Source organism: Brevibacterium sp. CCUG 69071 (assembly GCF_021023135.1).
Lineage (GTDB): Bacteria > Actinomycetota > Actinomycetes > Actinomycetales > Brevibacteriaceae > Brevibacterium.
In genome coordinates this window covers 39,041-59,964 of sequence record NZ_PGFV01000008.1, presented here as the reverse complement: position 1 = coordinate 59,964, position 20,924 = coordinate 39,041, and the positions used below count along the sequence as shown (strand labels likewise).

Sequence of the window (20,924 nt, the reverse complement as noted above, 5' to 3'; positions counted from 1 at the left end):
AGTTGAGAGTCTGTGTGGTCAGGATGTCGTTCTGTGGTGCTCGACTCGGTCAGGTCCCGGTGGCGGCCGCGGTGGCTTCGTCGGTGCCGCGGAGTCGGTCGGTGAGCGAGTGGAGGGTGTCGACGAGTTCGGCGAGGTCGCCGGGGTCGATCTGCATGAGTTCACCGAGTTCCTGTGGGACGCATTCGGCATGGGCGCGAGCGGCGATACCCTCGGCCGTGGTTCGGACAAAGACCTGACGGGAGTCCTCGGCGGAGCGTTCTCTGCTCACATAGCCGAGAGTCTCGAGGCGGGAGAGCAGAGGGGAGAGCGTTCCCGAATCGAGCTGCAGACGCGTACCGAGGTCCTTGACCGTGATGCCCTCCGCTTCCCGGTTCTGTTCCCACAAGACGAGCATCACCAGGTACTGCGGATACGTGATGCCGAGCTGTTTCAGCAGGCCTCGGTACGTCGCGGTCATGGCACGCGAGGCCGAGTACAGTGCGAAGCACAGCTGCCGGTCCAGTTCGAGCGGGTTCATGTCCATAATGATTGCACACAATTTAATTGCACACAACTAAAATAAACTCCTAGTCGACATGGAATCTCTGATGTTCATCTGTCCAGGGATGGGTAGTGCAGAGCTGACCGTGCGGGTTGGCGCTCGTTGAAAGCCGGAGGCATTTCGCTTGGAATGCGAGGATTGCCAGCTGACTCATCGCCATTCTCGGCAAGACTCACGTCGTGAGCGCCGCGATATTCTACGTGCTGGGTGGCGGAGGGAAGGCACTCCAGCCGTCGCGAAATTCGTCGCCGTCTGGCCCCTGGGGGTCCATTGATCTGATGTAATCCCCCAGATAGGGAAGGGAGAAGGCGACGTATCCTCGTCCATCAGGCTGAACGTAACCGCTGTCGATGAGTCTGTTCTTGTAGATCTGCACATACTGACCGTAGGTACCCATGCGGTCAGCTATATCTGACATCTTGCTACGGCCGCCTTCATCGAGGGCCATTGCGTTGACGAAGTCTCTATCGCGTTCGGACAGATCCTCGTACACTCTGCTGATTACACGTTTCTGGACGGATTTGATTGCCTTATCGTGCGCAACTTGTGCATCAGCGAGTGAAATGGCCGGCGAGTCCGGTGAATTTCTCCATGCATAGTCTCCCGCGAGCTGGATCAAATATGGGTACCCCTGCGCTACTCGTATCAGGAGCTGTAGTGCGTCAAACTCAATCGAACGGCCCGCGATGCGGGCAGTTTCTTCGAGTACATGAGCCGTCTCGCGGGGAGTGAGTCGGCGGAAGTCGAGGTCGCGGGAGCGACGGATGAAAGTCGTGTGATCGTTCTTCACCAATTCATCTAGATCCACCTTGATTCCGGCGAAGGCGATCATGATATTCGCGCCTTCCTCTTTCGCGTGTGCGATTTCGAGAGCGAATCGGGATAGCTCTCGGAGGCGGACTTTTCCGGATGAGACTTCATCGACGGTGATGAGGATGCCTGCGTCTCCGCCCAAGGCGGACGATAGGGCAATGAGGTCGTCGCGAAGTAGTGGCTTCACTGCCCGACTTCGATCGACAAATTCGAAGGATGCCGAGAAGTTCCATAGTCCGACGCTGCTTAATCTCATTCGAGTTGCAGGAGTCAGGCGGTTTATCTCACGAGGAATTGATGACTCGGTGATCCGTGTCATGAGACCCTTGCTGGCATCGTCCGAGAGTACGATCCAGCCTGACCGCCGAGCCGCATCCTGGAGTCGTGAAAGCATCGATGTCTTACCGGAACCACGTAGACCGGAGATCAGCAAGGAATCATTCTCACCGAAATCTAGAGTTTCGAATACGGCGGTGATCTCATGAAGCTCATTTTCGTGGCCCCCGAAGACTAGAGGGGGCTTACTGTAGCCTGGAGTGAACGGGCTCGGTCCACTTTCCGCTCCTTGGGCCATTGCTCCTCCTTGACTCCCCGACCAAAACGTTATTTATTTTATTTACTCTAGCATTTGGGTACGGGCCACCGCGGCTCAACTTTTCAATAACTGGCAGGTGGAAGGCTTCACGTGCGTGGTCTTCTCACCTGTGCGCCCCCTCAAGACCGAGCTCGCGCGCGTATGGAAAGATTGATGGCGTGTCGAACGTTCTCGAAATCCTGACCCCCGAGGGCCTGCCGCCCCTGCAGGAGATGCCCGGCGTCTCCTACATCATGCCGGTGCTCAACGAAGCCGAGCACATCGTCCACGCGATCACGACGATCCTCGCTCAGGACTGCGACGGGGACAAGGAAGTCGTCCTCGCGCTCGGGCCTTCGACGGACGACACGAACCGCATCATCGCCGACATGGCAGCGAAGGATCCGCGGATCCAGACCGTGGACAACCCGGAAGCAGCCACTCCGATCGGACTCAACCTCGCGATCGCCGCCACCCACCACCCGGTGATCATCCGCGTCGACGCCCACTCGGGACTGGGCGCCGAATACACCCGTCAGGCCATCGACACCCTCCGAGAGACCAAGGCGGCCAACTGCGGCGGGCTCATGCTCGCCCGCGGCCGGACCTCGTTCCAGAAGGCCGTTGCCCGGGCCTACATGTCGCCCGTCGGCCTGGGCGGTCCCGCCTATCACTCCGGCGACGAAGCCGGAGAAGCCGAGTCTGCCTACCTCGGCGTCTACCGACGCGAAGTCTTCGACCACCTCGGCGGGTTCGATGAAGGCATCAAACGCGGTCAGGACTGGGAACTCAACCTGCGCATCCGCACCGCGGGCGGACGGATCTGGTTCAACCCCGACATGGAGGTCACCTACTGGCCGCGCGCCTCGTGGTCGAAGATCTCCCAGCAGTTCTGGGCCACCGGAATCTGGCGAGCCGAACTCATCCGCCGCTACGGTTCGAAGAACTCCCTGCGCTACTTCGCCCCACCGCTGCTCGTGCTGGGCATGTCCGCGGCCGTCATCGAAACGCTGCTGCAGCTGAGCGGAACGACGAAGACCTGGCCGAAGTTCCTCCGCCGCTTCACCTCCCTCATCCACGTCCCGAGCTTCGGCTACATCGCCGGCATCCTCGCGACCGCTTCGGCGGCCAAGGACTGCGGGCGACGCGAACGCTTCTGGTTCGGCATCATCCTGCCCACCATGCACCTCAGCTGGGGCGCCGGCTTCCTCAAGGGCCTGGTCACCGGCGCCGGAGCGACGAAGGACGGCAGTCGATGAGCGCGAAGAAGCGCAGGAACCCGGGCAATCGGAACGACAGGACGCAACGGGCGGAGACGCCTGCACAATCCTCGCCGAATCAGCCCTCGCCGGAACAGCCGGAACCGCTCGACAACGAGCGGATCCCCATGCCCGAGCGCCCCGAGCCGAAGAAATTCAACGCACCCCTGTGGGCCGGCGGTATCGTCGTCATCGCCATCCTCGCCGTGCTTGCCTTCAATATCTTCGGCAGCAAAGACCAGCTCACCGTCGACTCGCTCGAGCGGCCCGCCGTCGCCGCCCTCGACGGAGGTTCCGAGGTCTACCCCGCGAACTCGAAGCTCGCCTTTACCGAGAACGTGAAGTTCGGCTACCTGCCGGCACCGACGCTGACCGCACTGAGCGACGGAACGATCATCGCCGCCGATCCCGAAGGCGCGAAGAAGGCCATGGGCCTCGATGACGACCTCGCCTCCCTGGACCGCTCTACTTTCCTCGACCAGACGATCAATCCGCCGCGCAAGGACACTTCTCCGGGCGATCCGATCACCTGGGATCAGCTCGTCGATGATCTCGGCGGGGACACTGTCCTCATGCCCGCCATCGATTCCGCCGAGGTGGCCCGCCCCGCGGTGGACACCATCATCGAGGCGAAGGCCGAGGAAGCGACGATCGTGCGGACCGAGGATCCCGAGGTGGCCAAGGCCGCCGTCCAGGCCGGCATCGCGGTCATGTTCACCGGTGATTACACGAGCACCTCAGCCGAGGACCTGCAGTCGCAGGGCTACGGCATGGTCGCCGTTGCCGCGGACGACGTGAGCGCCTGGACCGATTCGGGGCTCAAGGTCTGGGCCATCGGAGTCAAGGACGAGAAGCAGCTCGGCCAACTGGCCAAGGAGGACGTCTTCGGTGCCCTGAGCACCAACCCGTACAGCATTCAGCCCTCCGACGTGAAGACGGACTGACCAGACACGTCGGACTGACCAGACAAACAGAGAAGGAGACGCCATGACACAGCCCATCGGCAACCCATCGCACATCGGCAACCTCGACGCCGGACAGCTCGGCCCGCAACCGACCTACCTGCCGGACGACCACCCGGATGTCGAGGCGAAGACTCGCCTCGATGCGGGCGAGGAAGCACTCGACGTCGCCGCCGCGCTGCCGGCCTCCTCCCTGGCCTGGGCGATCCTCGCGAATGAGGCGCACCAGGAGGGCCGCCTCGTCGACTCCTACGCCTATGCTCGCGTCGGCTACCACCGCGGACTCGACGCCCTGCGCGCCGCCGGATGGCGCGGCGCCGGACCGATCCCGTGGTCGCACGAGACCAACCGCGGATTCCTCCGCGCCCTCTATGCCCTCGGTCGGGCTTCTGGGGCGATAGGAGAAGGCGAAGAGGCCGCACGCATCGAAGACTTCCTGCGGTCCTCCGATCCGGTCGCGCTCGACGCGATCGGCGCGGGGGAGTAGAGCCGCCGCCCACCGCCCGCGCTTACGAATCCGGGAGCTTGTTCGCCGCCGATGCCTTGACTGCCAAGGCGTCGGCGGCGCTTTTGTCTAACCCGCGGCCGGGGTATTCACGGCCGTCCCGCCCTCGATGCGTTGGGCGGCGAAAACGGCATCGAGGAGTCCCGGGAAGCGAGCGTCGAGATCCTCCTTGCGCAGTGAGTTCATGATCGACGTGCCCTGATACTCCTGGCGGATGACGCCGGCCTCGCGCAGCGTCCGAAAGTGATAGGTCGCCGTCGACTTGGATACCGGAAGCTCGAATGTCACGCAGGCATGGTCGTGGTGGTTCTCATTCAGGCGGCAGGCGATATGCCGACGAATCGGGTCGGCAAGCGCGGCGAGCACGGTGTCGAGCCGCATGTCCGCTCGCTCAGGATGCTTGAGAGTCCGCATCGTTCACCCCTTCGTCATGCGCGTTCACGGACTTTTGATTATACGGGGCTTTTGGTAGTACGGTAAATATCGAAGTACGAGAATACCCGTACTTGGGATCGGGTCAGCCATGTGCGGCTCGAGACCACCACCGACGACCGAGGGGTCTTATGTCCCATTTGCTGTTCGAGCCGCTCACCCTGCGAGGCGTGACATTCCGCAACCGGATCTGGGTGCCGCCGATGTGCCAGTATTCGGCCGAACACCAGGACGGTACGGCGACCCCATGGCACGTCGTCCACTACGGTGGGCTCGCCAGAGGCGGCGCCGGTGCGATCATCGTCGAAGCCACCGGTGTCACGCCGGAGGCTCGTATCTCCGCCCAGGACCTCGGCCTGTGGAATGACGAACAGCGCGACGCTCTCATTCCGGTCGTCGATTTCATGCACTCCCAGGGGGCTGCGGCAGGAATCCAGCTCGCCCATGCCGGCCGCAAGGCCTCGACCTATCCCGAATGGGGCACCGAGCACGAGGGCAGCCTGCCAGAAGGTGAGGGCGGTTGGCGGACCGTGGCTCCCTCAGCACAGGCCTTCCCCGGGCTGGAAGCTCCGCGTGAGCTCACCGAAGCGGAGATCGCCGAGATCGTGGCCGCCTTCGCCGCCTCGACGCGCAGGTCGATCCAGGCCGGGTTCGACTTCGTGGAGATCCACGCCGCACACGGCTATCTACTCCACGAATTCCTCTCGCCTCTGAGCAACACCCGCACCGACGCCTACGGAGGCACCCTGGAGAACCGGTCACGCTTCCTCCTTGAGGTCGTCGATGCCACTCGCGCCGAGGTCGGTGAGAGCGTGCCCGTGCTCGTGCGGCTCTCCGCAACGGACTGGACGGACGATGGTCTGAGTCTGTCCGAGACGGCGGAACTGTCCGTATGGCTGAAGGCCCATGGCGTCGACCTCGTCGACGTCTCCACCGGCGGCAACGTTCTGGCTCAGATCCCGGTCGGTCCTGGCTACCAGACGAATTTCTCCGCCGGAATCCGCGAGCGCGCCGACATTCCGACCGCCGCCGTCGGGCTGATCACCGAGCCCTTCCAAGCCGAGCACATCCTGGCGACGGGCCAGGCCGATGTCGTTCTCCTAGGCCGCGAATCCCTGCGCGATCCGAACTTCGCCATCCGCGCTGCAGCGGCCCTTCGTCACGAGATCGACTACACCCCGGCGCAGTACCAGCGGGCCTACAAGTAGGCCTGCGGGGCCGGTGCTGGAGTCGTCTCACTGTGGGCCGGCGACGGCATCGGCCCAGCGTCAGCCGATGCCGGCGTCGGTGGGCTCCACCAGTCTCTGCAGGTAGGCGCTGAAACCGCGCGTCGTGCGGCTGGTCAGCCTCGCCGAGGTGAGCACTCGACCGGCATCGGTCCGACGTACCTGACCGCCGGCCTCGAGCACCGCAGTGACGATCGCGGCATCCTCACCGCAGGCCAGCGGTGGGACGCCTCCGATCCTTGTGAAGAGGGATCCGCGCAGACCCAGATTCGCCCCGAAGACATAGGGATGGTCATCGCGGAGCTCGTGCGCGTCATGCCACCGGGCGAGGAGGTCCGCGGGCCCGGTCCCGACCCGCGGGGCAACGGTGCCGACCAGGCAGTCGGCATCCGCCTCGGCGTGCTCGAGATGGGTAGAGATCCAGTGCTCAGGAACTCTGCTGTCGGCATCGGTGAACGCCAGCCAGACTTCCTCCGGAGCAGTTGCCACCTGGTCGGAGGGCACCTGCCTGCCAATCGATGAGAGGACGTGGTCACCGGCGGCATTGCGAGCCCTGCCGACATTGGCGAACGTGGTGCTGAGCAGCTCGATGGACGGGTGCACCGCTGCCAACCCGGCGACCGCCTCCGCAGTGGAATCGGTGCAGGCATCCGCGACCACGATCACTCTCTGCCGGATGCGGCGTGCGCAGTCCTCCAGGCGGGCGAAGGAGGCCAGGATGGCCTCAATGCAGCCGATGATTTCGTCCTCTTCGTCACGCGCGGGGACGATGACCGCGATCTCCCCGATCACCAGTCACCGATCGATTCGTCGGGCTCCGAGGTCTTCGTGACCGTGACGATGTCGAGGCGATACCGGGCATCGTGATGGAATTCGATGCGCCGATGCGGCCAGAAGCTCAGGCAGCTGTCATGGACCTCATCTGCGTCGAGCGGCCAGTCCTCGATCTCGCCCCGCAGGTGACAGAGGACCAGGGTGAAACGCGGCGCGGTGCAGGCGTCGATACGCTGCAGAGTCCGGTGCAGCTGATGCCGGGAGAGATAGAATCCCGTCTCCGAGAGCACGACGCAGTCGAAGCTGCCCGCCGGCCACTCGAAGGGGATCGTGCCGTGGACGAAGCGGATGCCCGACCCCTCCGGCACCTGCTGCCCTGCGCGGTCCAAGGCCTTCCGGCTCGCATCGACCGCAGTGACCCAGCGAGCGTGCTCCGCCAGCTTGCGGCTGAGAACGCCGATCGAACACCCGAGCTCGAGGACGTGGGAGTAGTGATCCTGCGGCAGATGACCCAGGAGCATGTCGCGTTTGGCGCGCTCGTATGCAGAGTCGGTGACCGACCACGGATCGTCCCGGTCGGCATGGACGGCATCGAAGACAGCGGCGGCCGTCCGGGCATCGTTGGGGGCAGTCTCCGTCGAACGATCGACCCCATCCGCGTCCCCACTCGCCGAGGCTACTCTGAAGTCAGTGACCGCGAGGATGTCTCCGCCCCGCTGGTGATGGTCGAGGTGCCCCGCATCGAGCACCGGCTCGTCGCCTGGATGGTCCGAGAGCGGTTGCGTCTGCGAGCGATAGTGCTCGCAGACCTCGTGCCGGTCGAGCCCGGCGGGATCGGGCAGAAACGTCCACTGCCGCCACCGCGCATCGTCGGTTGTGGCCCAATGCCAATACCAGATCGGATACTCGAGTACGAGGGATCCGCTGCGCCGTCCGGCTTCCAATGCGGCGCTGCCGAGGGTGTCGTGATCGCCATGCCCGTCGTTATGAAACGGAGCGACGATGGTGACCGGACGGCGCGAGGCCGCAATCTCGGCGAGAACTTCGTTGAGCACCTGCTCGGAGTGGACGGGCAGTTCGGTATCCGGGAACTCGAGGCAGCGGCTCGTCGCCGCCGGGTTGAGCAAACTCAACGCGGAATCGAACTCTTGGAGACGGATCCGCCCGAGCTGCTTGGTCGAATGCGTCGAGGAGTGCGGATGCGACTTCTCTCCGGCGGTGAAGAGTAGGACGGAGACATCTGTCTCCCGGTCGCGGGCCGAGGCCACGACGGCTGCGGCACCCAGCGCTTCGTCGTCGGGATGGGCGGCAAGGATGAGGACGGTGCCCTTACCGGCGACGATGTCTGCTGACACCAGGGGCAGGTCGAGGACTCCGGCCTGACGCCAAGCGTCTTCCGGGGTGCCCGCATCCAGGTGGTCGAAGCTCATCGGCGGGCGGCCTCTTCGGCGATATCTGCGCCCAAAGACTCTTCGTCTCGCGGACCGTGGTGCTGGCTGAGGTAGACGGTGAGATCGGCATCAGCTTTCGCGAATGAGGCGTCACCGGTCAGCGCCGCCGGACCGGCGAGCTCCCGGCTCTGCTGCTGGATGCGCTGACAGCTGCGATAGACGACATTGCGGACGCGCAGAGCCAGAGTCCAGGCCTGCGCCCGTGTGTAATCGCCAGTGTCGGCGGAGCTGTCTGCGGCGGCAGCGGCGTGAGAGAGGATGCTCCGGACGGTGAAGATCTCCGCGTCGAGACAGCCCAGTGCCATATCGCCCAGCGGCGTCGGACCACTGCGAGCCAACTGCCGGCGCGCGGCTCCTCTCGCCAGTGCCAGCGCCCCTCCGAACCAGCAGGCGGCGACACGTATCCCACCCCAGGCGAAGGACGGCCGCTCCAGATACCAGCCAGGAGGACCGACCGCCTCGGCAGGTACCTGGTCGAAGACCACACCTGAGCTCGGAATCTCACGCAGCCCCAGACTCGGCCACGCGGCCGGTTCCGGGCGAACACCCGGATGATCGAGTCGCACGGCGACCGCCTGCGCAGATTCGCCGTGGCGCACGGTGACGATGGCGTGGCTGAGTTCCGCGGCCAGGGAGCACCAGGCCTTCTCCCCGTCGATGAGAATGCCGCCGTTGCCCTCGGTGATCGCGAGCTGCTTTCCGGGTGCCTCTGCTGCGTACACACCCCAGGTCGAGTGCGGATCCGGGGCCTGTATCCCGGCCTCGGCGAGGATGCCGAGCGCGTCGACGTGGGGTTCGAGCATGCGCGCGACGGCAAGATCGAGCGAGGCGACCCGCACCAGGGATTCCCACTGATGACGCTGTGTGGAACGGCCGCTCAGCTCGAAGAATCGCTGCAGAGCGATGATCGTCTTCGGTGCGTCGGCGTCACCCCTGACGAGGGTACTCAACTCGTCATCCTGCTCGTCGGGACCGACCAGCCAGGGAGTCAGCGGTGTGTCGACGAGGTGAGCGACGGTCGTTGGCAAGGTGGCACATCCTTCTGGGAGACGAATGAGTAGTGTTCGGAACCGGGAGCCGACGACGTTGGGACTCCTGGCTGCAGGTTAAGTGTTCATCGCGGTCCGCAGACGTTCGATGAGATCGTCGAGTCCGTCATCGAACTCGCGATCGGAATGATCTGCAGAGAGTCTGCCCCGGAGCTGCTTGACGATCGGATAGTCGTCGAGGTCTTCGATCTCATCGCCATGGTGGTCGCCCTCGCCCTCGGACACAGGCACCGCGTTGACGCCGAGTGCCGAGACCTGGAGGAGCAGGTTGCCGAGCAGAAAACTGGTGAAGGCCTTGTAGGCGTCGACGGCGTGGGAGTCGGTGAAGCCGTAGCTCTTGAGGGAGGACAGGAAGTGATCGACCCACCGGATGCTGCGCAACGGCGGCCGCAGCCAGGGAGCCTCAGGCGGTTGGGTGATCATCAGGGGAAATATCCGTGGGTGACCGAGCGCAAGCTTCCGGGTGGCATTGGCGACGGACTGGAGGTAGCCCTCCCACGACGTTGGCGTCTCCTGCATGAGATCGTCGTCGAAGAGGTCGTCGATGAGTTCGCTGACTGCTGCAGAAATGAGTTCTTCCCGACCGGGAACGTGCCGATACAGGGCCATTGCCTCCACTCCGAGCGAAGAGCCCAGGCGTCTCATCGTCAATGCCTGGACTCCGTATGTGTCGATGTAGGCAATCGCTGCCAGAACGATGTCTCGTCGGTTCAGGTGCCCCCGTGCCATGAAATCCCCTCACGATTCTGATCGGCAGACGCTCGCATGCTGCAGATATCTCTGACCCCATCGTAGTGAATCGTCCGTCGGGGGAGCAGATTCGGTTCGCTGCCGTCAGTCAGACGATGGGGTCGGGCCTATGCAGGATGCGTGTGGCCGACGGTAAAGCCGAGGCTGAGGTTGGGGATGAGACCCATGCAGTGATGCCCTTCTGCGTAAGTGAACGCGGAGCTGCCGAGAACAACGGTCACCGGAACATGCGCTACTGTCATTTAAGGAGTTTACAACGTAATCGATCTTATCAGTTGCGGATTCAGCTGACAATCAAGTTGTGGCCATCGGCATGTGATAGCGTTAAATTCGACCAGTTTACTGTGTAAACATCACGTCGAGTGCGATCTCGCATTCGCTCCACAACGAGGAGGTTCCCGATGTCCGGAGAGGATGGCCGACATTCGTTCGTCGTCGTTGCCAATCGTCTGCCCGTCGACCGGTGCGGCGATTCATGGCACACGTCCCCGGGCGGACTCGTCACTGCGCTCGCCCCGGTGGTCCGGCAGCGTGGGGGTGCGTGGATAGGATGGTCGGGCAGCTGTGACGAGGCCTTCGCCCCCTTCGAAGCCGGGGGCATGTCCTTGGTGCCGGTGGCACTGAGCTCCGAAGAGTTCGGCAGCTACTACGAGGGGTGCTGCAATGCCACGATCTGGCCGCTCTATCACGATCAGGTGGTGGCCCCGCAGTTCCGACGTCCGTGGTGGGACTCGTACCGGCAGATCAACGAGCGATTCGCCGAGGCGGTCGTGACCACCGCGGCCACCGACGCAACCGTGTGGATCCACGACTTCCAACTGCAGCTGGTTCCGCGCCTCGTCCGCGAGCAGCGCCCCGATCTCTCGATCGGCTTCTTCAACCACATCCCCTTTCCCTCGCTCGGACTGTTCTCCCAGCTGCCCTGGCGCGACGACATCCTCAAGGGCCTCCTCGGCGCGGATGTCATCGGCTTCCAGCGCGCCTCCGACGTCGTCAACTTCACCGCCGCGCTCGACCGACTCGCACCATCCCGGAGCACCGCGCTTCCCGCGCGAACCGAAACATCGCCCTTGACCGCCGAAACCGACCCCTCCGCGATCGAAGTCGTGCCGCAGGCGACCGGCACCGGCTCCTCGTCAGCGATGACCGCGCCGAGGATTCGGTGCTATCCGATCTCCATCGATGCCGTGGCGGTGTCTGCCGCGGCCCGGTCCGAGGAGGTCGCGGCCGAGGCGTGCTCCGTTCGCGAGGATCTCGGATCACCGACGACGCTCCTCCTCGGCGTGGATCGCCTCGATCACACGAAGGGGATCCTCGAACGTCTCTTCGCCTACGAGGAGCTGCTCGATGAGGGTGTGCTCGACCCGTTGAGCACACGACTGGTGCAGGTCGCCGTGCCGAGCCGGGAGGGGGTGCCGGCCTACCGGGAGCTGCGCGACGACGTCGAGCATCAGGTGGGTCGGATCAATGGGAAGTTCGCGGCACCGGGCAGCACGGTCGTCCACTATCTCCACCGGTCCTACTCTCTCGCCTCGACGATCGCCCTGTACCTGGCCGCCGACATTCTGCTGGTGACCTCGCTGCGGGACGGCATGAACCTCGTGGCCAAGGAATTCGTCGTCGCCCGGCGCGGACGCGGTGGAGCACTCGTGCTCTCCGAGTTCGCCGGTGCCGCCGATGAGCTCACCGGCGCTCACCTGGTCAACCCGCACGATCGGGCCGGGCTGAAGGCAGCGATCGCGAACGCCGCGACCACGGACGAATCGCTCGCCCGGAGACGTATGGACGCGATGGCCGAGGTCGTCGCCGGCCACGATGTCCATGTATGGGCGTACGATTTCCTCACCGACCTCGAAACCCGGCGTTATGATCGTTCCGAATCCACCGGTACGACAGACGGCGGCTCTCTTGAGACCGCCATGAGTCAGGAGGCGCAGTGACCGAGCCGAACCCGCACGAGGAGACCATCCGCCACAGCCCGAGCCCACGCCGAATCCTCGTCCTGGGAGCCACCGGCTACATCGGCGGTCGGCTCGTCCCCAGGCTTCTCCAGGCCGGCCACGAAGTGCGCGTGGGTGTGCGGTCGCCCGAGAAGCTGCGCGGTGTTCCCTGGGTCGACGATGTCGACGTCCGCACTATCGACCTCGAGACCGGCGAAGGTCTGGCCGACGCGATGGTCGGCATCGACGTTGTGCACTATCTGGTCCACTCGATGGGCTCCGGCGGTGACTTCGAGATTCGCGAATCCCGATCCGCCTCCCGAGCGATCGAAGCCGCAGAAGCCGCAGGCGTCCAACGCATCATCTACCTCGGCGGGCTCCACCCGGACAAGGACTCCCTGTCGAAGCACATGCGCTCACGAGCAGCGGTCGGCCGGATCTTCCTCGACTCGACGGTCGAGGCCATCATCTTCCAAGCCGGCATCATCATCGGATCGGGATCGGCTTCATTCGAGATGATCCGACACCTGGCCACGACCCTGAGGTGGATGCCTGCCCCGAACTGGGTGTCGAACCGGGTCGAACCGCTCTCGGTCCGCGATGTGCTCTACTATCTGCTCTCCGCCGTCGACGTCGAGGACCACGTCAACGGCACCTTCGACATCGGTTCGCGCGACGTCCTCACCTACGCCGAGGTGATGCGGGCCTTCGCACGAATCGCCGGGCTCAAACCCCGCCACGTCATCGCCGTGCCCCTGCCGGCCCCCACGCTCTCGGGCATCTGGGTCGGACTCGTCACCCCGCTGCCATTCTCGCTGACCCTGCCGCTCGTGCAGTCCCTGCAGGAGGACGCCGTCACCGACGATGCCGAGGTCGACGCGATCATCTCCGTGCCCGAGACCGGTCTGCTCACCTATGAGCAGTCCGTGCGCCTGGCACTGCAGCGAGAGACCGAAGGCGCCGTCGACACGAACTGGGATGCCGACTCGGGTCTGTTGGCGCAGTCCGCCAAGCCTCTGCCGAACGATCCGCATTGGGCCGGTCGCCGTGTGTTCAGCGACGACAGGCGATACCGTTTCACCGGCATCGCTGCCGAGGACCTGTGGCAGGTGATCGTCGGCATCGGTGGGGACAACGGCTGGTACTCTCTGCCGATCGCCTGGAAGGTCCGTGGAGTCTGGGACAAGGTCGTCGGCGGAGCCGGACTCAACCGCGGCCGCAGACTGCCTGAGTCTCTGCGCGTCGGAGACCCCGTCGACTGGTGGCGGGCCGAGATCGTCGAGCCGCACTCCCAGCTGCTTCTCCACGCGGAGATGAAGGTCTCCGGGGAAGCCTGGCTCGAATTCACCATCGACGAGACCGCGGACGGCGTCGACTACCGCCAGCGGGCGATCTTCATCCCCCGCGGCATTCGCGGCCGACTCTACTGGGCCTTCGTCTCACCCTTCCACCGCCTCATCTTCCCCGCGATGGCGAAGAACATCGAGAAGGCCGCCCGGAAGAACCGCCGCCGGCGCTGAGCCTCCGGTCCTGGGTGGGCCCACCGACTTGGGTGAGGCTTGGGGTGAGGCTCAGGGCGAGGCCCGGCCTCGGGGTCAGACGAGTCCGGCGATCCACAGTCCCAGCCCCGCCGCGCCGGTCGCGATGACGAGGGTCCCCAGCCCATTGCCGAGGCCGATGAGCCACTTGCGCTCCTGGAGCAGACGCACCGTTTCGACGCTGGCGGTTGAGAACGTCGTATAGCCGCCGAGGAATCCGGTGCCGACGACGAGAAGCCAGGCCTGCGGCAGAATCTGTCCCGCGGCGAGCCCGGTGAGGAATCCGAGTACGAGCGAACCAGAGACGTTGATGATGATCGTCCCCCACGGGGTCGGTCCCGCGATCCGGGACTTGATGAGCCCGTCGAGGAGCATCCGCGCAGCGGCCCCGAATCCGCCGGCCACGGCGAGTCCGATGAAGATCAGCGGAGTCACCTGGCACCTCCGCTCCGGGTATCGGACTCGGCGAGGTCCGCATCCCTCTGCGGCGGCACGGCGGAGCCGCTGCGATGCGTCAGCGTGGCCACCGCGATCCCCGCCCAGGTGGCGGCCGCGCCGATGAGCACGGTGAGCAGCCCGTATCCCAGCCCGGTGCCCACGGCACCCTCACCGAGGAGGGCCGCCGTGTCGACGGCGAGTGCACTGTAGGTGGTGAATCCGCCCATGAACCCGGTGCCGAGCAGGATCCGCGCCGTCCGTCTCAGGCCTTCGTCGGGACCGCGCCGGGCGAGGGCGTCGAGGAGCAGTCCGAGGCAGAAGGCGCCGAGGATGTTGATCGCGAAGATCGCCACCGGGATTCCACTGATCGGCGGGACGATCAAGGTCAGCGCCTCGCGGGCGGTGGTGCCGAAGGTTCCTCCCAGCAATGCGAGACCGAGGTAGGAGAGGCGCAGATGGCTCGGCCGGTTCACTCCTGGCCTCCCTCGGCCAGAGTGGGGGAGTGGTCCATGGGTCTCCTACCTTTCGGGCATACTTCGGCCGGCCGAGGTAGGGACTGTTGTCGGAGAACCGAGGTTGGGTACGGCGAGCCCCACCGCCTTGACGCATCCGCGTCACTGCCATTGTGCCACAGCAGTCATCCCTGGGGATGATGCGTGCCTTTTCGGCTCCGAACTACCATGTTCTCCATGAGCAATCGAGAGTCCGGGAACACAGCCGGCCTGCCCGCACCTCAGCAGTGGGCACCCGACCGAATCGACCGGGCCCGTCGCTTCCTCGCCGCCCGACCCTGGATCCTCGACTCCCTGCTGTGGGCCCTGCCGGTCACTTTCTTCGCCGTCCTCACCGCGACCGCTCAGGCCGAGAGAAGCGAACTCGCACTCGTGCCCGAGCCCATCCAGATCGCCATCGCCCTGCTCCAGACAGTTCCCTTGGCCCTGCGGCGCACCCGGCCGCTGCTGAGCTCCTCGCTCATCGCGCTCGGCTGCCTGCTCGCGGTGGTCACGATGATCGGGCCGACCCTGGGAATCATCGCCGTGCCGCTCACCGTGTATTCGACGACCGCGTGGGGGACTCGCAACCACGGTCGGATCGTTCTCGGTCTCGGTCTGCTCGGGGCATTGTTCCTCGGCGGATGGCTCTATCTCATCTCTCTGCAGGCAACGATCGGGCCGAACCCGCGGCCCCTCGAAGCCGGGGAGTACGCGCTGCTGGCCACTGTCGTGGCACTGTGTGCGGCGATCGTCCTCATAGCCTGGCTGTGGGGCGGTGCCGGGTACCGTCGCCGGCGTGAGATCGAAGGAGTCTGGGAGCGCAACCGCCTGCTCGAACGAGAGCGCGAATCCGAGACGCGACTGGCCGCCGACGCCGAGCGCATGCGCATCGCCCGCGAGATGCACGATGTCATCGCCCATTCGCTCTCCGTCGTCATCGCCCAGGCTGACGGCGGACGCTACGCCGCGAAGACCGATCCGGCGGCCGCGGCGGGTGTGCTCGAGACCATCGCCCACACCGGGCGTGATGCGCTGGCGCAGACAAGGTCGCTGCTCGGGTTCCTCCGCGCCGAGGGCGAGGAGGACCGGCCCTCCGCACCGCTGCCGGGTATCGCCGATATCGACTCGCTCATCGCCGATGTGCGCTCTGCGGGGCTGCCGGTCTCGGTGGCCGGCGTCGGAGGCTTCGATCGGGGGCGACTGCCCGATGGTGCTTCGCTCGCCGTCTACCGCATCGTTCAGGAGGCGCTGACCAATGTCCTCAAACACGCCGGAGGCGGTGCCCGGGCGCATGTCGAGCTGCAGATCGACGGCCAGGAGCTCGTGACCAGGATCAGCGACAACGGCACCGGGCTTTCGGCTGGTTTCGGCACCGGCCGTGCAACTGGTTCCGGCGCCGGTCGTGCTGCGGTTGGCACGGGTGCGGACACCGTCGCGGACGGTGACGATGTCACGCGCGGCCGCGGACACGGCATCCTCGGCATGCAGGAACGCGCCGCACTCTACGGCGGTACGCTCACCGCCCGGCCGATTCGCTCGACGGGCATCAGCGACGGGTCCGATGGGCCCAGCGGTGCGGGCCGTCGCGGCACCGGCAAGCCCGGATTCTCCTCCGGTGCGGTTCCCGGCAGCGCCTTCGGATCGATGACGGGATTCCTCGTCGAGGCCAGGCTGCCGCTGTCCCGCGCCGAGGTGACCGCCTCGTCGGCAGCGCTGGAATCGGCCCCCGCGACCGCCGAGCTCGACGCACCTGAGCCCGAGCAGGCCCGAACCACCGCGACCGAGGAGACCAGCCGATGAGCACGGATGCGAAGACTGAGGGTCCGGTCTCCGGGCTTCTGCGCGTCGTGCTCGTCGACGATCAGGCTCTCGTGCGGGCGGGCTTCGCCATGGTCATCGACTCCCAGGCCGATCTCAGCGTCGTCGGACAGGCGAGCGACGGCGCCGCAGGCCTCGACATCGTCCGACAGGAGCTGCCGGACGTCGTGCTCATGGACGTCCGCATGCCCCGCATCGACGGTATCGCCGCCACCGAGGAGATCCTAGCCCTCGCCGACGAGGGACAGATCCGGACCCCGAAGATCATCGTGCTGACCACCTTCGACGATGACGAATACGCCCTGCGGGCACTGCGGGCCGGTGCCTCCGGCTTTCTCCTCAAGGACACCCTGCCCGAGGTGCTCCTCGACTCGATCCGCACCGTCGTCGACGGCGGAGCGGTCATCGCCCCCACCACCACCCGACGGCTGCTCGACAACCAGCTCCTGCCCCGCCTCGGCGTCGGGGACGGTCCCGGGCCAGACCGCGCCTCGGCGACATCATCCCAGGTCAGTGAGCCCACACCCAGCCGACTCGATGATGCCGATGCCCGCAGGCTCGAGTCCCTGACCCCGCGGGAACGGGAAGTCCTCGTCCTCATCGCCACAGGTCTGAGCAACACCGAGATCGGCGAGCGGCTCTACCTCGCCCAACCGACCGTGAAGACCCACGTCGGACGCATCCTCATGAAGCTCGAGGCCCGCGACCGCGTGCAGGCCGTCGTCCTCGCCTACGAAGCCGGACTCGTCGAACCCGGACGCTGAGCTCCTCACCGGGACGGACGCCCATCATCCTCAGGTATGACAGCCGGGCCACGACCACCTCGGCGGGACCGGTGAAGACCATCCTGAGGTCCGATGTGGTCGGGTGGGGTCGGCGACGAAGCTGGAGTCATGAACTCATCAGCGACGCACACCGACCCCCACCCGTACCCGACCTTCGCCCCCTCCCCGGACTCCGCTCCGGCGCCGAGGCTGGCCATCCAAGCCATCGGACTGCGCAAGACCTACGGCGACGGCGATGCGATGGTCAGGCCGCTCGACGATCTCAGCCTCGACATCGAAGCCGAACGCTTCACCGCGATCATGGGGCCCTCCGGATCGGGCAAATCGACGTTGCTCAACATGCTCGCCGGCCTCGACACCCCGGACTCGGGGGAGGTCTTCATCGGGCAGACGGCGATCTCTCGGCTCAACGATCGCAAGCTCACCGCGCTGCGCCGCGACCGGATCGGATTCGTCTTCCAGTCGTTCAACCTCGTGCCCGCGATGAACGCCGAGGAGAACATCCTGCTGCCCTCGCAGCTGTCGGGGAAGAAACCCGACCGCCGCGTCTTCGAGCGCATGGTCGACCTGCTGGGTCTGCGCGACCGACTCCGCCACCGCCCCCACGAACTCTCCGGCGGGCAGCAGCAGAGGGTCGCCGTCGCCCGGGCACTCGTCTCCCAACCCGACGTGCTCGTCGCCGATGAGCCCACCGGCAACCTCGATTCGAACTCCGGCGAGGAAGTGCTGGGCATCCTCCGCTCCTCGGTCGACGAACTCGGCCAGACCGTCGTCATGGTCACCCACGATCCCCGTGCGGCCGCCCGGGCCGACCGGGTCGTGCTCCTCGCCGACGGACGTCTGGCCGGGGAGCTCGCCCACCCGGACCCCGAGACCGTCGCCTCCTCGCTCATGCGCCTGACCTCCGCAGGGGGTGCCCGATGAACCGCATCGCCTGGTCGAACCTGCGCAGCGCCTCGGGGCGACTGAGCGCGGCGATGATCGCGATCGCCGTGTCCGTGGCCTTCATCGTCGCGGCCCTCCTCTTCTCACAGGCCTTCGGCGACACCCTGCGCAATCAGGTCCGCGCCGAATGGGCCGGCGCCGATGTCGCCGTCACCGCCGAAGAACCCACCGACTCCGTCGCGGCCGCCTCAGGCACGGACGACGAGACTGCCGGCCTGACCGAATCCATGCGAGACACGGCCGCCGAGGTCGACGGCGTCGAGAGCGCCCAACTGATCCAGTCCGGTTTCGTATCCCTGACCGCCGGGTCGACGTCCGTGTCCGCCTCCGTGAGCTCCGTCCCCCAGGGGCAGGACGAGACCGAGTCCGGTGCACCCCCGCAGGGCGGCGATGAGCTCATGCTCCGCGAAGCCGATGCCCAGACCCTCGGGGTCGACGTCGGTGACGAGGTCAGCCTCGCCGAATTCACCGGCCCAGGCGACCCGGGCGCAGACGGGCCCACGTTCACGGTCTCGGGCATCATGCCCGGCTCCTCGTCCTCCGGGCTGACCCTCTACCTCACCGAGTCGGGGCTGGCTAAGGCGCCGACCGAACTCACGCCCGAGGCGATCCGCATCGTCGCCGCCGATGGGACCGACCGTGCCCACCTCGCCGAGGCGGTCGATGACGCACTCGAAATCTCGGATTCCGCGGGGGCGGTGACGGTCAGAACCGTCGACCAGGTCGTCGCCGATCAGCTCAAGCAGCTGTCCGGAGCCTCCGACATGCTCTCGACCGTCGGCATCGCCTTCGGCCTGCTGGCCGCAGGAGTCGCTGCCCTCGTCATCTCGAACACCTTCAATGTGCTCGTCGCATCCCGCACCAGAATCCTCGCCCTGTTCCGTGCGGTCGGAGCATCACGGACTCAGGTGCGCGGAGCCTCGGTGCTCGAGAGCCTCGGACTCGGCGTGGCCGGATCCGCCATCGGTGTGGGCCTCGGCCTCCTCCTCGGCTGGGGACTCGCCGCCGCGGCGCGGGCGTTCTGGATGCCCGAGTTCGCGCAGATGTCCCTGTCTCCGGCGGCTCTGATCGTGGGCCCGGCGGTCGGCATCGTCGTCACCGTCGTCGCCGGTCTCATCCCCGCGATCCGTGCCTCCCGGGTCTCGCCCATCGAGGCGCTGCGACCAGTCGACGTTCCCGCTGCGGCACCTCGCGTGCGCTGGGTGCGGATGACGATCGCTGTGGTCCTCGGGGCCATCGGGATCGGGCTGTGTCTGCTCGGGGTGTCGAGTCAGTCCGTGGTCTTCGGCATCCTCGGCTGCTTCGGTCTCTTCGTGGCCCTGCTCATCGGAGCCCGCGCGTTCGTTCCGCCCTTGGTGGCGCTGCTCGCCCGGCTCGTCTCCCTGGTCACCGGACGCTCGACCACGGTGAAGCTGGCCGGTCGTTCTGCCAGTTCGGCCGGGGGACGCACGGCCTCGACGACGGGTGCCCTGCTCATCGGCGTCACCCTCGTCACCGCGGTCGTCGTCGGCTCGGCGAGCCTGCAGCGCACTCTCGAACTCGCCACCGCCGAGGACACCCCCGTCGACCTGGTGGTCGCCGGCGGAGCAAGCGGCGCAGGTACCGAATCTGGGAACAGTGGGGATGTGAGTTCCGTGCTTGATGACTCACCCATCGTCGAGGACCGGGTGGATGTGGACGCCGCGGCCGCCTCGGTGCGGGTGGACGGAAGCGAGGCCTCCGGGGACCTGAGTCTCACGAGTGCTGCGGGAGCCGAGGACTCCCCGGTCCTGCGCAGCGACGGCTACGACGTGGCCGAGGGGACCGTGCTCCTCGACCCGAGCGCGCTGGGAGTGGACGGAGCGTCCGACGAACTCGACGGCAAAACCGCGAGCATCGACGTGGGCGGAACGACTCTGCAGCTCAAGATCAGCGGATCCTATGACGTCCCCGCGGGGACGGCGCTGGTCAGCGGAGCCGATGCACAGCGCATCGACGAGGCCGCAGGGGATGACCTGGGGGAGCAGACCTGGGTGAAGATCTCCGATGACGCCTCGACCTCGCAGATCGAGGCCCTGAGCTCGGAGCTCGACGGGGTCGGTGCGAGTGCGGATGCGGCGCCGGCGCAGCTGCGCGCCCAGTTCGCCTCGACGTTCCAGGTGGCGCTGACCGTGGTGCTCGGCCTGCTGGCCGCCGCCGTGATCATCGCCGTGATCGGTGTCAGCAATACGCTGACCCTTTCGGTCATCGACCGGCGCAGGGAAGGGGCCCTGCTGCGGGCCTTGGGCTTCACACGCCGGGCGATGTCGCGGATGATCACGATCGAGTCCCTGCTGATGACGGTCATCGCCCTCGTCTTCGGAGCCGGAGTGGGCACCTTCTTCGGCTGGGTGGGAACGGCGTCGATCACCCCGGAGTCGGCAGACCCGGTGCTCTCGGTTCCGCCGATCCAGATCGGGCTCATCGCGCTCGCCGCACTCGTGGCCGCCCTGCTCGCCTCGGCGATCCCGGCCCGGGCGATGTCCCGGATCGCCCCGGCCAAGGGCATGAGCATGGAGTGATGCGGGGTGCGCTCGGCTGGTGATTCAGTCGGGAACGCGCGCTTCGATCGGGCACTGTGTCGGGCGGGAGGGAATTCGGCCTCCCGC

The 20,924-nt window shown here is 66.1% G+C and carries 20 protein-coding genes; 10 read left to right on the top strand and 10 right to left on the bottom strand.

Annotated elements, in window-relative coordinates; translation table 11 throughout:
- Nucleotides 1-49: 49 nt before the first annotated feature.
- Together CV023_RS17190 and CV023_RS17185 are read right to left on the bottom strand one after the other, a co-directional pair.
- On the bottom strand, nucleotides 50-520 hold the full coding sequence (locus CV023_RS17190; protein WP_284934808.1) for a MarR family winged helix-turn-helix transcriptional regulator: 471 nt from the start codon (nucleotides 518-520) through the stop codon (nucleotides 50-52).
- Between the two features lie 220 nt (nucleotides 521-740).
- A complete protein-coding gene (locus CV023_RS17185; RefSeq protein WP_230748169.1) occupies nucleotides 741-1,931 on the bottom strand; it encodes an ATP-binding protein in 1,191 nt (396 codons plus the stop codon).
- Nucleotides 1,932-2,110: 179 nt separating this feature from the next.
- On the opposite strand from CV023_RS17185, the gene CV023_RS17180 reads away from it, so the two are divergent.
- Genes CV023_RS17180 through CV023_RS17170 form a run of 3 tightly spaced genes read left to right on the top strand, consistent with a single transcriptional unit; the run spans nucleotide 2,111 to nucleotide 4,639 of the window.
- Nucleotides 2,111-3,190 (top strand): glycosyltransferase family 2 protein, encoded by a 1,080-nt coding sequence (locus CV023_RS17180; protein ID WP_230748167.1) that lies wholly within the window; start codon nucleotides 2,111-2,113, stop codon nucleotides 3,188-3,190.
- Nucleotides 3,187-4,134, top strand: a complete 948-nt coding sequence (locus CV023_RS17175) for a hypothetical protein (protein ID WP_230748165.1) — start codon at nucleotides 3,187-3,189, stop codon at nucleotides 4,132-4,134. The genes CV023_RS17180 and CV023_RS17175 overlap by 4 nt, the downstream gene beginning before the upstream one ends.
- A 43-nt stretch (nucleotides 4,135-4,177) precedes the next feature.
- Entirely contained in the window at nucleotides 4,178-4,639 is a 462-nt protein-coding gene (locus CV023_RS17170) for a DUF3151 domain-containing protein (RefSeq protein WP_230748163.1), read from the top strand.
- Between the two features lie 87 nt (nucleotides 4,640-4,726).
- On the opposite strand, the gene CV023_RS17165 is transcribed toward CV023_RS17170, so the two are convergent.
- On the bottom strand, nucleotides 4,727-5,071 hold the full coding sequence (locus tag CV023_RS17165; protein WP_230748158.1) for an ArsR/SmtB family transcription factor: 345 nt from the start codon (nucleotides 5,069-5,071) through the stop codon (nucleotides 4,727-4,729).
- 149 nt (nucleotides 5,072-5,220) lie between these two features.
- Here CV023_RS17165 and CV023_RS17160 point away from each other — a divergent pair, with 149 nt between their 5' ends.
- A complete protein-coding gene (locus CV023_RS17160) occupies nucleotides 5,221-6,297 on the top strand; it encodes an NADH:flavin oxidoreductase/NADH oxidase (RefSeq protein ID WP_230748157.1) in 1,077 nt (358 codons plus the stop codon).
- Nucleotides 6,298-6,357: 60 nt separating this feature from the next.
- On the opposite strand, the gene CV023_RS17155 is transcribed toward CV023_RS17160, so the two are convergent.
- The 5 genes from CV023_RS17155 to CV023_RS18900 all read right to left on the bottom strand — a co-directional run bounded on the left by CV023_RS17155 (nucleotide 6,358) and on the right by CV023_RS18900 (nucleotide 10,581).
- A complete protein-coding gene (locus tag CV023_RS17155) occupies nucleotides 6,358-7,107 on the bottom strand; it encodes a glycosyltransferase (protein ID WP_230748156.1) in 750 nt (249 codons plus the stop codon).
- Entirely contained in the window at nucleotides 7,104-8,519 is a 1,416-nt protein-coding gene (locus tag CV023_RS17150; protein WP_230748155.1) for a PIG-L family deacetylase, read from the bottom strand. Before CV023_RS17150 ends, CV023_RS17155 begins: the two co-directional genes overlap by 4 nt.
- Nucleotides 8,516-9,568, bottom strand: a complete 1,053-nt coding sequence (locus tag CV023_RS17145; protein ID WP_230748153.1) for an acyl-CoA dehydrogenase family protein — start codon at nucleotides 9,566-9,568, stop codon at nucleotides 8,516-8,518. Before CV023_RS17145 ends, CV023_RS17150 begins: the two co-directional genes overlap by 4 nt.
- Nucleotides 9,569-9,646: 78 nt before the next feature.
- Entirely contained in the window at nucleotides 9,647-10,318 is a 672-nt protein-coding gene (locus CV023_RS17140; protein WP_230748151.1) for a TetR/AcrR family transcriptional regulator, read from the bottom strand.
- A 128-nt stretch (nucleotides 10,319-10,446) separates the two neighbouring features.
- Entirely contained in the window at nucleotides 10,447-10,581 is a 135-nt protein-coding gene (locus CV023_RS18900; protein ID WP_269067505.1) for a hypothetical protein, read from the bottom strand.
- 159 nt (nucleotides 10,582-10,740) lie between these two features.
- Here CV023_RS18900 and CV023_RS17135 point away from each other — a divergent pair, with 159 nt between their 5' ends.
- Nucleotides 10,741-12,279: an alpha,alpha-trehalose-phosphate synthase (UDP-forming) gene (locus tag CV023_RS17135; RefSeq protein WP_230748150.1), complete on the top strand. Its 1,539-nt coding sequence runs from the start codon at nucleotides 10,741-10,743 to the stop codon at nucleotides 12,277-12,279.
- Nucleotides 12,276-13,799 (top strand): SDR family oxidoreductase, encoded by a 1,524-nt coding sequence (locus CV023_RS17130; protein WP_230748148.1) that lies wholly within the window; start codon nucleotides 12,276-12,278, stop codon nucleotides 13,797-13,799. The genes CV023_RS17135 and CV023_RS17130 overlap by 4 nt, the downstream gene beginning before the upstream one ends.
- Nucleotides 13,800-13,874: 75 nt before the next feature.
- Here the strand turns inward: CV023_RS17130 and crcB are convergent, their stop codons facing one another.
- Together crcB and CV023_RS17120 are read right to left on the bottom strand one after the other, a co-directional pair.
- Entirely contained in the window at nucleotides 13,875-14,252 is a 378-nt protein-coding gene (gene crcB, locus CV023_RS17125) for a fluoride efflux transporter CrcB (RefSeq protein WP_230748146.1), read from the bottom strand.
- The gene (locus CV023_RS17120; protein WP_230748144.1) at nucleotides 14,249-14,728 is read right to left on the bottom strand and encodes a fluoride efflux transporter FluC; all 480 of its coding nucleotides are present in this window, start codon (nucleotides 14,726-14,728) and stop codon (nucleotides 14,249-14,251) included. Before CV023_RS17120 ends, crcB begins: the two co-directional genes overlap by 4 nt.
- A 216-nt stretch (nucleotides 14,729-14,944) precedes the next feature.
- On the opposite strand from CV023_RS17120, the gene CV023_RS17115 reads away from it, so the two are divergent.
- From CV023_RS17115 to CV023_RS17100, 4 genes are all read left to right on the top strand, one after another.
- On the top strand, nucleotides 14,945-16,549 hold the full coding sequence (locus tag CV023_RS17115) for a sensor histidine kinase (protein WP_230748141.1): 1,605 nt from the start codon (nucleotides 14,945-14,947) through the stop codon (nucleotides 16,547-16,549).
- The gene (locus CV023_RS17110; RefSeq protein WP_230748139.1) at nucleotides 16,546-17,331 is read left to right on the top strand and encodes a response regulator transcription factor; all 786 of its coding nucleotides are present in this window, start codon (nucleotides 16,546-16,548) and stop codon (nucleotides 17,329-17,331) included. The genes CV023_RS17115 and CV023_RS17110 overlap by 4 nt, the downstream gene beginning before the upstream one ends.
- Before the next feature lie 129 nt (nucleotides 17,332-17,460).
- A complete protein-coding gene (locus CV023_RS17105) occupies nucleotides 17,461-18,276 on the top strand; it encodes an ABC transporter ATP-binding protein (RefSeq protein WP_230748138.1) in 816 nt (271 codons plus the stop codon).
- Nucleotides 18,273-20,837 (top strand): ABC transporter permease, encoded by a 2,565-nt coding sequence (locus tag CV023_RS17100; protein WP_230748136.1) that lies wholly within the window; start codon nucleotides 18,273-18,275, stop codon nucleotides 20,835-20,837. Before CV023_RS17105 ends, CV023_RS17100 begins: the two co-directional genes overlap by 4 nt.
- The last annotated feature ends 87 nt before the right edge of the window (nucleotides 20,838-20,924 follow it).

Bases quoted from the DNA above. Each gene is read 5' to 3' on its own strand.
- CV023_RS17160 (WP_230748157.1), top strand. From the start codon at position 5,221: ATGTCCCATTTGCTGTTCGAGCCGCTCACCCTGCGAGGCGTGACATTC.
- CV023_RS17150 (WP_230748155.1), bottom strand. From the start codon at position 8,519: ATGAGCTTCGACCACCTGGATGCGGGCACCCCGGAAGACGCTTGGCGT.
- CV023_RS17190 (WP_284934808.1), bottom strand. From the start codon at position 520: ATGAACCCGCTCGAACTGGACCGGCAGCTGTGCTTCGCACTGTACTCG.
- CV023_RS17170 (WP_230748163.1), top strand. From the start codon at position 4,178: ATGACACAGCCCATCGGCAACCCATCGCACATCGGCAACCTCGACGCC.
- CV023_RS17110 (WP_230748139.1), top strand. From the start codon at position 16,546: ATGAGCACGGATGCGAAGACTGAGGGTCCGGTCTCCGGGCTTCTGCGC.
- CV023_RS18900 (WP_269067505.1), bottom strand. From the start codon at position 10,581: ATGACAGTAGCGCATGTTCCGGTGACCGTTGTTCTCGGCAGCTCCGCG.
- CV023_RS17135 (WP_230748150.1), top strand. From the start codon at position 10,741: ATGTCCGGAGAGGATGGCCGACATTCGTTCGTCGTCGTTGCCAATCGT.
- CV023_RS17165 (WP_230748158.1), bottom strand. From the start codon at position 5,071: ATGCGGACTCTCAAGCATCCTGAGCGAGCGGACATGCGGCTCGACACC.
- CV023_RS17185 (WP_230748169.1), bottom strand. From the start codon at position 1,931: ATGGCCCAAGGAGCGGAAAGTGGACCGAGCCCGTTCACTCCAGGCTAC.
- CV023_RS17100 (WP_230748136.1), top strand. From the start codon at position 18,273: ATGAACCGCATCGCCTGGTCGAACCTGCGCAGCGCCTCGGGGCGACTG.
- CV023_RS17140 (WP_230748151.1), bottom strand. From the start codon at position 10,318: ATGGCACGGGGGCACCTGAACCGACGAGACATCGTTCTGGCAGCGATT.
- CV023_RS17105 (WP_230748138.1), top strand. From the start codon at position 17,461: ATGAACTCATCAGCGACGCACACCGACCCCCACCCGTACCCGACCTTC.
- CV023_RS17115 (WP_230748141.1), top strand. From the start codon at position 14,945: ATGAGCAATCGAGAGTCCGGGAACACAGCCGGCCTGCCCGCACCTCAG.
- CV023_RS17175 (WP_230748165.1), top strand. From the start codon at position 3,187: ATGAGCGCGAAGAAGCGCAGGAACCCGGGCAATCGGAACGACAGGACG.